The sequence below is a fragment of the Kineococcus deserti genome (assembly GCF_050871945.1).
Classification (GTDB): Bacteria; Actinomycetota; Actinomycetes; order Actinomycetales; family Kineococcaceae; genus Kineococcus.
The window spans coordinates 51,928-63,680 of sequence record NZ_JBJLSI010000011.1; the positions used below are offsets into that span (position 1 = coordinate 51,928).

The window sequence follows — 11,753 nt, forward strand, 5'->3', positions numbered from 1 at the left end:
GACGCGCAGGGCACCCCCGGATCCCTAGCGTCGTGGACGTTGCCCCACCGTCCGCGAAGCCAGGAGAAGCACCGTGTCCCAACCGAGCCAGCACACGACCTCGGCGGTCCTCGACGCCGCCCGCCCCGCGGTCCGCGCGGTGGGTCTGCGCAAGACCTACGGCCGCGGCGACGCCGTGGTGCACGCCCTGGACGGCGTCGACGTCGAGTTCGCCCGCGGTGAGTTCACCGCCATCATGGGCCCCTCGGGTTCGGGCAAGTCCACGCTCATGCACTGCCTCGCGGGCCTGGACACCGCCAGCGCCGGGCAGGTGTTCCTCGGCGACACCGAACTCACGGCGCTGGGGGACCGTGAACTCACCCGGCTGCGGCGCGAACGCGTCGGGTTCGTGTTCCAGAGCTTCAACCTGCTGCCCGTCCTGGACGCCGCCGAGAACATGCTGCTGCCGATGCGGCTGGCCGGTCGCACCCCCGACCCGGCCTGGCACGACGACGTCGTGCGCCGCCTGGGGCTGACCGAGCGCCTCACGCACCGGCCCCACGAACTGTCCGGCGGTCAGCAGCAACGCGTCGCGGTCGCCCGCGCCCTGCTGCCGCGCCCGGACGTCGTGTTCGCCGACGAACCCACCGGGAACCTCGACTCCCGCGCCGGCGCCGAGGTCCTGAGCCTGCTGCGCGGCAGCGTCCGCGAGGTCGGCCAGACCGTCGTCATGGTGACCCACGACCCGGTCGCGGCCAGCTACGCCGACCGCGTCGTCCTCATCGCCGACGGCCGGCTCGCCGGGGGGCTGACGAAACCCACCCCCGACGACGTCCTCGACGCCCTGCGCACCCTGGGGGCCTGAACCGTGCTGCGGGTGACCCTGGCCCAGTTGCGCGCCCACGGCGCGCGCGTCGTCGCCTCCTGCCTGGCGATCGTCATCGCGGTCGGCTTCGTGGTGGCGACCCTCGCCCTCAACGCGACGGCGAAAGCCGGTGTGCTGCAAGCCGTCGGCGCGCAGTTCACGTCCAGTGACGTCGTCGTGACCCCCGAGGACCCCTACTCGGAGGACCAGCCGCTGGCCGCCCTCGAACCTGGGATCGCGGCCCTGCCCGGGGTGGCGGCCGTCGCCGCCGACCGCTCCACCTACGTCCAGGTCCGGCTGCCGGACCGCACGGGCTCCACCTCGGCGCAGGCCCGCGACGTCGCCGCACCGGGCGACCTGCGCTGGCAGCGCCTGTCCGCCGGCCGGCTGCCGCAGGACGCGAGCGAGATCGCCGTCTCCGACCGCGTCGACGTCCCGCTGGGCGCCGTGGTCGCGCTGAGCTGGTACCCGAGCGGCGACGCCCCCGAGGGCCCCGTCGAACCGCTGACCGAACAGGTCACCGTCGTCGGCACGGTCGACCTGGCCGGCGACCCGGCGGCGGGCCTGACCCCGCAGGTCTTCGGGACCGACGAGGCGCTGACGACCTGGGGCGCCACGACGGTCGACCGGCTGCGCATCGCGGCCGAACCCGGTGCCGACGTCCTCACGACCGTCGCCGCCGCCGCCGCCACCGCACCCGTCACCGTCACCACCGGGGAAGCGGCCGCCGAGGCCGTCGCCGCCGCGTACACCGGCGACGCGGCCGGCCTGACGACCGTCCTGCTGGTCTTCGGCGCCATCGCCGTCCTCGTCGCCGGGCTCGTCATCGCCAACACCTTCGCGGTCCTGCTGGCCCAGCGGACCCGGGAACTGGCGCTGCTGCGGTGCGTCGGCGCCGCCCGCGGCCAGGTCGGGCGCAGCGTCCTGCTCGAGGCCCTCGCCGTCGGGTTCGGCGCCTCCGTCGCCGGCGTGCTCGCCGGGTACGGCCTGGCGCAGGCCGTCGCCGCGGTGGCCGGACGGGTGGACTCGCCGATCCCGCTGGCCGACGTCGTCGTGCCGGTCTCCGCGGTGGTCGCCGGCCTCGTCCTGGGCACCGTCGTCACCGTCGCGGCGGCCGCCGCTCCCGCCCGCGCCGCCACCCGCGTCGCCCCGCTGGCCGCGCTGCGGCCGCTGAGCACCGCGCCCGTGCGCTCGCGGGCCGGGGTGCTGCGCCTGGTGCTGGGGCTCGTGCTGACCGTCCCGGCGACGGCGGCCATGGTGTTCTTCGCCTGGACCGGGAACCTGTACGCGGCCCTGCCCGCCGGCGCCGCGAGCTTCCTGGGTTTCCTGCTGCTGGCCCAGCGCCTCGTGCCGGCCGTCGTCGCCCTGGCCGGGCGCCCGTTCCGCCGGCTCGGCGGGGTGCCCGCGCAGTTGGCGGCGGGCAACGCCGTGCGCAACCCGCGGCGGACCGCGGCGACCGCGACGGCCCTGCTCATCGGCGTGACGCTGACGAGCGCCATGGTCGTGGGCACGTCCTCGACCCGGGCCACCGCGCTGCAGGGCATCGACGCCTCCTACCCCACCGACGTCGTCGTGACCGCCGGCGAACCGTTGCCGGGCACCGCCGTCGAGGCGATGCGGGCCACGGGCGACGTGCAGGCCCTCGCCCTCGTCGACGACCTGCCGGTCCTGACCGCCGACGGCGCGGCGGGGTTCTCCGTGGCCGGCGTCGACCCCGTCCAGGCTGCCGAGGTCGTCCGCTCCCAGGGCCGCTCCCCGTTGCCGGCCGACGGGCAGATCGTCCTGTCGCAGTCGATGGCCGAGACCGCCGGGGTCGGCGACGGCGCGAGGCTGATGCTGCACACCGACCCCGACGCCACCGGCGCTCCGGCCGGGCCGGGCGTCGAGTTCACCGTCCGGGTGGCTCCGGACACGGCCGAACCGGCGACCATCACGGCGGCCGACGCCCGCCGGCTGTCCCCGGACACCCAGGCCACCTCGGCGTGGATCCGGCTGGCCGACGGCGACGGTGACGCCCAGGCGGCCGCGGTCGACCGCATCTCCGAGGCCCTGGCCGAGGTCCTGCCCACCAGCGAGGTCACCGGCATCGCCTCGGTCCGCAACGCCCTGGACGAGATCCTCACGACGATGCTGCTCATCGTCACCGGGTTGCTGGCCGTGGCCGTCGTCATCGCCCTCATCGGTGTCGGCAACACGCTGGCGCTGTCGGTGGTCGAACGCCGTCAGGAGTCCGGGCTGCTGCGGGCGCTGGGCCTGACCCGCCGCCAGCTGCGCTCGCTGCTGGCCTGGGAGGCGCTGCTGGTCGCCGGGGTGGCGGCGGTGCTCGGGGTGGTCCTGGGCACCGGCTACGGCCTGGCCGGGACGGCCTCGGTGCTGGTGGCGGAGTCGCCGGTCGTGCTGGACGTTCCGTGGCTGCAGGTCCTGGCGATCGTCGTGGTCGCGGCGCTGGCCGGGGTGCTGGCCTCGGTGCTGCCGGCCCGCCGGGCGGCGAAGACACCCCCGGTCGCCGCGATCGCCGACTGAACCTGGGATCGTGTCGGCATGGCTGTCGTGAAGATCAACGCGATCGAGGTTCCGGACGGCGGTGGTCCGGAGCTCGAGCGCCGGTTCGCCCACCGGATGGGGGCCGTGGAGGGAACCCCGGGGTTCCTGGGTTTCGAGCTGCTGCGCCCCGTGGCCGGTGAGACCCGGTACTTCGTCTACACCAGGTGGGAGACCGAGGAGGCCTTCCAGGCGTGGGCCGGTGGCGGCGCCAAGGCCGCCCACGCCGGGGAGCGCGCCAGGCCCGTGGCCACCGGCGCCTCGCTGCTGGAGTTCGAGGTCGTCCTGGGCGCCGATCCCAGCTGATGCGCCTCGTCGTGGAGGGGAACGCCCCGGGGGCACCGGCACTGGTGCTCCCGGGGCGTGGCTACGACGCCGACCAGCCGGTCCTGCGCGTCGTGCGCGACGAGCTGCTCGCCGCCGGGTACCGGGTGCTGTCGCTGTTCTGGACCGAGGACCCACCCGGTCACGAGCAGACGCCCGAACTCGTCCGGGTGCTGCTGCACGACCTGCGGCCGCGGTTCGTCGTCGCCAAGTCGCTGACGACGCTGGGGCTGCCGGCCGCCGCCGACTGCGGCCTCGCCGGGATCTGGCTGACCCCGCTGCTGGAGCACCCCGACGTCGGGATGGCCGCGGCCCGCGCGCACCCGCACACGCTGCTGGTCGGCGGCACGGCCGACCCGTCGTGGAACCGGACGCTGGCGCACGAGAGCGACCGCGAGGTGCTGGAGTTCGTCGGCGCCGACCACTCCCTGGAGCACCCCGGGGACCCGGCCGCCACCGCCGCCGCGCTCGACCGGCTGCGGGCGGGCGTGCGGGAGTTCCTGTCCTAGAGTTCGGCCAGCGCGGGTACCACCGCGTCACCGAACTCCTTCACGCTGCCGGGTTCGAAGTAGCCGTGGAACCCCCCGTGCACGTGCGTCACGCCGTGGGCGGCGAACCCCCTGCACTTCTCCACGAAGCCGTCGACGTCGTGCGGGTCGGCGAAGTCCATGACGGTCTTCTCGATCTCGTCGTAGTCGCGGCCGACGTCGTCGCAGTGCCGCCTCAGGACGTCCAGCTTGTGGCCGATGTCGTCGCCGCCGAACAGGTTGCAGGCGTCGGCGTACTGCGCGACCAGCCGCAGCGTCTTCTTCTCCCCGCCGCCTCCGACGAGGATCGGCGGGTGCGGCCGGCGGATCGCCGGCGGGTTGTTGAGGGTGCGGCCCAGGGTGTAGTGCTCACCCTGGAACGGTTCCTCGGACTCCGACCACATCTGCCGGACGATCTGCAGCGTCTCCTCCAGGCGCTCGAACCGCTCGGCCGTCGGCGGGAACGGCAGGCCCAGGCCGCTCGCCTCCTGCTCGAACCAGGCCGCCCCGATCCCCAGCCACGCCCGCCCGCCCGAGAGCACGTCCAGGGTGGTCACGAGCTTGGCCAGGAGGCCGGGTTCGCGGTAGGTCACGGCCGTCACCCAGGCGAGCAGTTCGACGCGCTCGGTGCGGGCGGCGAGGAACCCCAGCGTCGTGTACGCCTCGAGCATGGCCCGTTCGGCGTCGCCGATGGGCGGGATCTGCCACAGGTGGTCCATGACGCTGACGCTGCGGAACCCGGACTCCTCCGCCTCGCCGACGAGGCGCACGAGGTCCTCGCGCAGGGTGGCGGGACCGCCGGGGTTGGTGAAGTCGGCGACGTGCAGGCCGATGTGCACGGGGTTCTCCCTCGATCGTTGCCCGGCTGATCACCGGTGACGTTACGCCCGGACTCAGCGCAGCCGCACCCGGACCGGTCCCTTCGCCGTGGAGGGGTCCACCACGCGGCCGCCCTGGGTGATCTCGGCCTGCCCCGCCGCGACGAGCCGGCGGGCCGCGGCGCGCGCGGGTTCCATCAGCTCGCGCCAGTCCTGCCCACCCACGGCGCGGGCGGCCTCGCTGGGGCACACGGTCTTCGAGCGGCCGCGCTGCTCGATCAGCGCGCGCAACGTCGTCTCGAGGTCGGCGTCGAGGGCCGAGGCGGCCGAGCGGGCGCGGCGACGGCAGGCGTCGGAGCAGTAGCGCACCCCCTCCCAGTCGCGTTCCCACTTCTTGCGCCAGGTGATGGTGCGCCCGCAGACGGCGCAGTCCTTGGTGGGCAGGTCCGGTCGCGGCACCCCCTCAGTGGACCGCGGACCGTCTGCTCCCGCGATCGGAACGCCACGCCCGTGGTGGCGGTCCAGTGGTGCAGGGGCTAGGTTCGTCGTGCAAGTTGCGCTTTCAACAACCAGGAGGTCCCAGTGAGTGACGTCAAGCTCGCGATCGTCTACTACTCCGCGACCGGAACCGTGCGCGCCATGGCGGAGCGGCTGGCCGCGACCGCTGAGCAGGCCGGCGCCGAGGTGCGGTTGCGCCAGGTGGAGCGCCAGGCCACCGGCGGGGAGAAGGCGGCGACGGACGCGCAGGCCGCCGAGGCCGAGGCGGCCAAGGGCGCCCCCGGCGCGACGGCCGAGGACGTCGTGTGGGCCGACGCGGTGCTCTTCGGCTCCCCCACCCGCTACGGCAACATCGCCGGGCAGCTGAAGATCTTCATCGACTCCCTCGGCGCCCAGTGGGCCCAGGGCCTGCTCGCCGACAAGGTGTACGCGGGATTCACCTCCTCCCAGACCGCGCACGGCGGCCAGGAGACCACGCTCCTCGCGCTCTACAACACCATCTACCACTTCGGCGGGCTCATCGTCCCGCCCGGTTACACCGACGGCTCGAAGTTCGTCGACGGCAACCCCTACGGCGTGAGCCACGTGACCGGCGCCGGGAACGACATCCCCCTGGGCGACGTCGAGTTCACCGCGCTGGACCACATGGTCAACCGCGTCATCGGCATCGCGGGCCGGCTCAAGGGCTGAACGCCAGAACCCCCGGGACCGGCAGGTCCCGGGGGTTCTCCGCGTCAGGTTCAGCGGGCGGCGGAACCCTCGACGTAGTCGGAGTCGCTCGACTTCACCCACGCCATGAGCTTGCGCAGCTCACGGCCGGTCTTCTCGATCGGGTGCTGCTCGGCGGCGGCGCGCAGCTCCTTGAACTTCGGCGCACCGGCGTCCTGGTCGTCGATGAAGTTCTTGGCGAAGGTGCCGTCCTGGATGTCCTTCAGGACGTCCTTCATGCGCTCCTTGACCGAGGCGTCGATGACGCGCGGGCCCGAGACGTAGTCGCCCCACTCGGCGGTGTCGGAGACCGACCAGCGCTGCTTGGCGATGCCGCCCTCGTACATGAGGTCGACGATGAGCTTCAGCTCGTGCAGGCACTCGAAGTAGGCGACCTCGGGCTGGTAGCCGGCCTCGACGAGGACCTCGAAACCGGTCTGCACGAGGGCGGAGGCGCCACCGCACAGGACGGCCTGCTCACCGAACAGGTCGGTCTCGGTCTCCTCGGTGAAGGTGGTCTTGATGCCGCCGGCGCGCAGGCCGCCGATCGCCTTGGCGTAGGCCAGGGCCAGGCCCCACGCGTCGCCGGTGGCGTCCTGCTCGACGGCGACGATCACCGGGACACCCCGGCCGTCGACGTACTCGCGGCGCACCAGGTGACCCGGGCCCTTGGGGGCGACCATGACGACGTCGACGTCGGCCGGGGGCTTGATGTAGCCGAAGCGGATGTTGAAGCCGTGGCTGAAGAACAGCGCCTTGCCGGCGGTGAGGTTCGGCTCGATGGCCTCGGCGTACAGACCGCGCTGCAGGTGGTCCGGGACCAGGACCATGATGACGTCGGCGGCCTTGGCGGCCTCGAACGGCGTGGTGACGGTCAGGCCCTGCTCCTCGGCCTTGGCGCGGCTCTTGGAGCCTTCCTTCAGGCCGACGACGACGTCGACGCCCGAGTCGCGCAGCGACAGGGCGTGCGCGTGGCCCTGGCTGCCGAAGCCCAGGACCGCCACCTTCTTACCGGTGATCTTGGACAGGTCGGCGTCGTCGTCGTAGAACATCTCGGCCACTGGGGGTTCTCTCCTTGGAGTTTCTGGCGTTCTTCGGGCGGTTCGGGACTGTCAGGCGGAGCGCAGCGCACGGTCGGAGATCGCCCGGCCACCACGGGCCAGCGCCACCGAACCGGACTGCACCAGCTCACGGATGCCGAACGGTTCCAGCACACGCAGCAGCGCGGCCAGCTTGTCCGGGCTGCCGGTCGCCTCGACCGTCACCGCGTCGGGGGCGACGTCGACGACGTGCGCGCGGAACAGCTGCACGGTGTCGAGCACCTCCCCCCTCGTCGAGGCGTCGGCCCGGACCTTCACGAGCAGCAGCTCGCGCTGGACCGAGGCGCCGTCCTCGAGCTCCACGATCTTCAAGACGTTGATCAGCTTGTTGAGCTGCTTCGTCACCTGCTCCAACGGCTGCGATTCCACGTCGACGACGATGGTCATCCGGGAGATCTCGCTGCGCTCGGTCGGTCCGACCGTGAGGGAGTGGATGTTGAAGTTCCTGCGCGCGAACAACGAGGTGACGCGCATCAGGACACCGGGTCGGTTCTCGACCAGGACGGACAGGGTGTGGCGGGACATCAGGAGATCACCATCTCTTCGCCGTCCTCGGAGGACACGGTGTCGGAGTCGACCTCGCGGTCCCACTTGGGCGACATGCCGCGGGCGTACTGGATCGCGTCGTTGCTCACGCCGGCCTCGACCATCGGCCAGACCATGGCGTCGCGGTGGACGCGGAAGTCGATGACGACGGGCACGTCGTTGATGGCCATGGCCTTCTCGATCGTGGCGTCGACGTCCTCGGGACGTTCGCAGCGCAGCCCGACGCAGCCGTAGGCCTCGGCGAGCTTGACGAAGTCCGGGATGGGCGCGGCGTGGGTGCCGTGGTGGTCACCGGAGTGCAGGTCGGTGTTGGAGTAGCGCTCGGAGTAGAAGAGCGTCTGCCACTGCCGGACCATGCCCAGGGAGGAGTTGTTGATGATGGCGACCTTCAGCGGGATCCCGTTGAGGGTGCACGTCGCCAGTTCCTGGTTGGTCATCTGGAAGCAGCCGTCACCGTCGATGGCCCACACCACGGTGTCGGGCTTGCCCACCTTGGCGCCCATGGCGGCCGGCACCGAGAAGCCCATCGTCCCCAGGCCACCGGAGTTGATCCAGGTGCGCGGGTTCTCGTACTGCACGAACTGGGCCGACCACATCTGGTGCTGGCCCACGCCCGCCACGTAGATCGCCTCGGGCCCGGCGATGGCGCCGATGCGGCCGATGACGTGCTGCGGGGCGAGCGTGCCGTCCTCGGACTCGGTGTAGCCCAGCGGGTAGGTCTCGCGCCAGGAGTTCGTCTGGTCGATCCAGGCCGTCAGGTCGGCGCGGCCGCCCGCGAACTCGGCGGCCACGGCCGCGGTCAGCTCGGCGATGACCAGCTTGGCGTCGCCGACGATCGGGACGTCCACGGCGCGGTTCTTGCCGATCTCGGCGGGGTCGATGTCGGCGTGGATGACCTTGGCCTCGGGGGCGAAGCTGGACAGCTCCCCCGTGACGCGGTCGTCGAAGCGGGCACCGAGGGTGATGAGCAGGTCGGACTTCTGCAGCGCCGTCACGGCCGCGACGGTCCCGTGCATGCCGGGCATGCCCAGGTGGCTGGGGTGGGAGTCGGGCAGCGCGCCGCGGGCCATCAGCGTGGTCACCGCGGGGATGCCGGTCAGGTCGGCCAGCGCCCGCAGCTCGGCGGCGGCGTCGGCCTTGATGACGCCACCCCCGACGTACAGCACGGGCCGCTCGGCGGCGGCGATGAGCCGGGCGGCCTCGCGGATCTGCTTGCCGTGCGGGCGCACGACCGGGCGGTAGCCGGGCAGGTCGACCGACTCGGGCCAGGTGTACGACGTCCGGGCCTGCAGCGCGGACTTGGCCACGTCGACCAGGACCGGACCGGGACGGCCGGTGGAGGCCAGGTGGAAGGCCTCGGCGATGGTCCGCGGGATGTCGGCCGGGTCGGTCACCAGGTAGTTGTGCTTGGTGATCGGCGTGGTGATCCCGGCGATGTCCGCTTCCTGGAACGCGTCGGTGCCGATGGCCTGGGCACCGACCTGGCCGGTGATCGCGACCAGCGGGACCGAGTCCATGTTCGCGTCCGCGATCGGGGTGACGAGGTTGGTCGCCCCGGGACCGGAGGTGGCCATGCAGACGCCGACCTTGCCGGTCGCCACCGCGTAGCCCTCGGCCGCGTGCCCGGCGCCCTGCTCGTGGCGCACGAGGATGTGCTTCACGTGCGGGGAGTCCATCAGCGGGTCGTAGGCGGGCAGGATCGCGCCGCCGGGGTAGCCGAAGACGACCTCGACCCCTACCGCCTCGAGCGAACGGACGAGGCTCTGCGCGCCGGTCAGGGACGCGACGGGGAGCTTGGGGTCCAGGGGCAGTTGCTCTGGCATCTGGTGTCCTCCTCGGGCGGTGCCGTTCACGGTCGTCGTGCTTCCCGGACGCCCGGCTGATCGGCCAGCCGGACGCAAAAAGACCCCTCAGCCGGGATGGCGTGTGAGGGGTCGCGCGCTCGGCCGAACCGTCTCAGCCGGCGCGCTGTCCGATGGCTACGAGGAACCGCATGGGTGAGAAGGTAGCCCCCCGGGAACGGGTTGTCAGCCACCACCCCACCCCGTCTCACATCGTGGACACCGAGGTCCACCTGCTGGACGGGGTGGGTGGGGGACCTCAGATGCAGACGGCCCCGACGGAGGCGGACTGGACCTGCTTGGCGTACTTGGCCAGCACCCCGCGCGTGAACACCGGCGGCAGCGGCGCCCAGCCCTCCCGGCGCGCCGCCAGCTCCTCGTCGGAGACGAGCACCTCGAGCGTCTTGGCCGCCACGTCCAGGCGGATCCGGTCGCCGTCGCGGACGAAGGCGATGGGCCCGCCGTCGACGGCCTCGGGGGCCATGTGCCCCACGCACAGCCCCGTCGTGCCGCCGGAGAAGCGGCCGTCGGTCATGAGCAGGACGTCCTTGCCCAGGCCCGCGCCCTTGATCGCCCCGGTGATCGCGAGCATCTCCCGCATCCCCGGACCGCCCTTGGGGCCCTCGTAGCGGATGACGACGACGTCGCCGGCACCGATCGTGCCGTCCTCCAGGGCGTCCAGGGCGGCCCGCTCGCGTTCGAAGACGCGGGCGGTGCCCTCGAAGACGTCGGAGTCGAACCCGGCGCTCTTGACCACGGCTCCGCCCGGGGCGAGGTTGCCGGACAGGATGGTGATGCCGCCGGTCCGGTGGATCGGGTCGTCCAGGGCGCGCAGCACGACGCCGTCGACGTCCGGCGGGGCGATGTCGGCGAGGTTCTCGGCCATCGTCCGGCCCGTCACGGTCAGGCAGTCCCCGTGCAGCAGGCCGGCGTCCAGCAGCGCGCGCATGACGACGGGGATGCCGCCGATGCGGTCGACGTCGACCATGACGTGCTTGCCGAAGGGCTTGAGGTCGCCCAGGTGCGGGACCCTGCCCGCGACGCGGTCGAAGTCGGCCAGGGTCAGCTCGACCTCGGCCTCGTAGGCGATCGCCAGCAGGTGCAGGACGGCGTTGGTGGAACCGCCCAGGGCCATGACCACGGCGATGGCGTTCTCGAACGCCTCCTTGGTGAGGATCTGCCGCGCGGTGATCCCCTTGCGCAGCAGCTCGACCACGGCCTCGCCGGACTTGCGGGCGAACCCGTCGCGGCGGCGGTCGGTGGCCGGCGGGGCGGCGCTGCCGGGCAGCGACATCCCCAGCGCCTCGGCGGCGGCCGCCATGGTGTTCGCGGTGTACATGCCGCCGCAGGCGCCCTCGCCGGGGCAGATGGCGCGCTCGATGACGTCGACGTCCTCGCGGGACATGAGCCCGCGCGCGCAGGCACCGACGGCCTCGAAGGCGTCGATGAGGGTGACCTCGTGCTCGCTGCCGTCCGACAGCTTGGCCCGGCCCGGCAGGATGGTGCCGGCGTAGAGGAAGACGCTGGCCAGGTCCAGGCGGGCGGCGGCCATCAGCATGCCGGGCAGCGACTTGTCGCAGCCGGCCAGCAGCACCGAGCCGTCCAGCCGCTCGGCGCTCATGACGGTCTCGACGGAGTCGGCGATGACCTCGCGCGAGACCAGGGAGTAGTGCATCCCCTCGTGGCCCATGGAGATGCCGTCGGAGACCGAGATGGTCCCGAACTCCATCGGGTAGCCGCGGGCGGCGTGCACACCGTCCTTGACGGCCTTGGCCAGCCGGTCCAGCGACAGGTTGCAGGGGGTGATCTCGTTCCAGCTCGAGGCGACGCCGATCTGGGGTTTCTCCCAGTCGTCGTCCCCCATGCCGACCGCTCGCAGCATGCCTCGCGAGGCGGTGGCCTCCAGGCCGTCGGTGACCTGGCGACTGCGCGGTTTGACGTCGAACTCTCCGGCTGGGCTCACGGGCCGAGTCTAGGGGCGCGAAGTCGTTGACCGACGGACTTCC

At 72.7% G+C, this 11,753-nt stretch carries 11 protein-coding genes; 5 read left to right on the plus strand and 6 right to left on the minus strand.

The genetic code is table 11. The annotated features are described in order from the left end of the window. The first annotated feature begins 73 nt into the window (after positions 1-73). The 4 genes from ACRYR2_RS11075 to ACRYR2_RS11090 are packed head-to-tail and all read left to right on the plus strand — an operon-like array spanning position 74 to position 4,218. Positions 74-844 carry an ABC transporter ATP-binding protein gene (locus ACRYR2_RS11075; protein ID WP_432562919.1) on the plus strand — a complete coding sequence of 257 codons (771 nt, stop codon included), beginning with the start codon at positions 74-76 and terminating at the stop codon, positions 842-844. Between the two features lie 3 nt (positions 845-847). Continuing rightward, positions 848-3,367, plus strand: coding sequence for an FtsX-like permease family protein (locus ACRYR2_RS11080; protein ID WP_432562920.1), 2,520 nt, complete (start codon positions 848-850; stop codon positions 3,365-3,367). Between the two features lie 18 nt (positions 3,368-3,385). Further along, positions 3,386-3,691 (plus strand): antibiotic biosynthesis monooxygenase family protein, encoded by a 306-nt coding sequence (locus ACRYR2_RS11085; protein ID WP_432562921.1) that lies wholly within the window; start codon positions 3,386-3,388, stop codon positions 3,689-3,691. After that, positions 3,691-4,218 (plus strand): alpha/beta hydrolase, encoded by a 528-nt coding sequence (locus ACRYR2_RS11090; protein WP_432562922.1) that lies wholly within the window; start codon positions 3,691-3,693, stop codon positions 4,216-4,218. Before ACRYR2_RS11085 ends, ACRYR2_RS11090 begins: the two co-directional genes overlap by 1 nt. Here ACRYR2_RS11090 and ACRYR2_RS11095 read toward each other — a convergent pair. Together ACRYR2_RS11095 and ACRYR2_RS11100 are read right to left on the minus strand one after the other, a co-directional pair. Then, entirely contained in the window at positions 4,215-5,075 is an 861-nt protein-coding gene (locus tag ACRYR2_RS11095) for an LLM class F420-dependent oxidoreductase (RefSeq protein ID WP_432562923.1), read from the minus strand. The genes ACRYR2_RS11090 and ACRYR2_RS11095 overlap by 4 nt on opposite strands. Positions 5,076-5,129: 54 nt before the next feature. Beyond that, the gene (locus tag ACRYR2_RS11100) at positions 5,130-5,513 is read right to left on the minus strand and encodes a DUF3253 domain-containing protein (protein ID WP_432562924.1); all 384 of its coding nucleotides are present in this window, start codon (positions 5,511-5,513) and stop codon (positions 5,130-5,132) included. 123 nt (positions 5,514-5,636) lie between these two features. Between ACRYR2_RS11100 and ACRYR2_RS11105 the strand changes: the two genes are divergently transcribed. Next, positions 5,637-6,242, plus strand: a complete 606-nt coding sequence (locus tag ACRYR2_RS11105) for a flavodoxin family protein (protein WP_432562925.1) — start codon at positions 5,637-5,639, stop codon at positions 6,240-6,242. A gap of 50 nt (positions 6,243-6,292) precedes the next feature. Here the strand turns inward: ACRYR2_RS11105 and ilvC are convergent, their stop codons facing one another. From ilvC to ilvD, 4 genes are all read right to left on the minus strand, one after another. Next, on the minus strand, positions 6,293-7,321 hold the full coding sequence (ilvC, locus tag ACRYR2_RS11110) for a ketol-acid reductoisomerase (RefSeq protein WP_432562926.1): 1,029 nt from the start codon (positions 7,319-7,321) through the stop codon (positions 6,293-6,295). A gap of 51 nt (positions 7,322-7,372) precedes the next feature. Further along, complete coding sequence (ilvN, locus tag ACRYR2_RS11115) at positions 7,373-7,885, minus strand: acetolactate synthase small subunit (protein ID WP_432562927.1); 513 nt, start codon at positions 7,883-7,885, stop codon at positions 7,373-7,375. Then, positions 7,885-9,729, minus strand: coding sequence for an acetolactate synthase large subunit (locus tag ACRYR2_RS11120; RefSeq protein WP_432562928.1), 1,845 nt, complete (start codon positions 9,727-9,729; stop codon positions 7,885-7,887). The genes ilvN and ACRYR2_RS11120 overlap by 1 nt, the downstream gene beginning before the upstream one ends. 277 nt (positions 9,730-10,006) lie before the next feature. After that, positions 10,007-11,710: a dihydroxy-acid dehydratase gene (gene ilvD / locus ACRYR2_RS11125; RefSeq protein ID WP_432562929.1), complete on the minus strand. Its 1,704-nt coding sequence runs from the start codon at positions 11,708-11,710 to the stop codon at positions 10,007-10,009. Positions 11,711-11,753 lie beyond the last annotated feature (43 nt).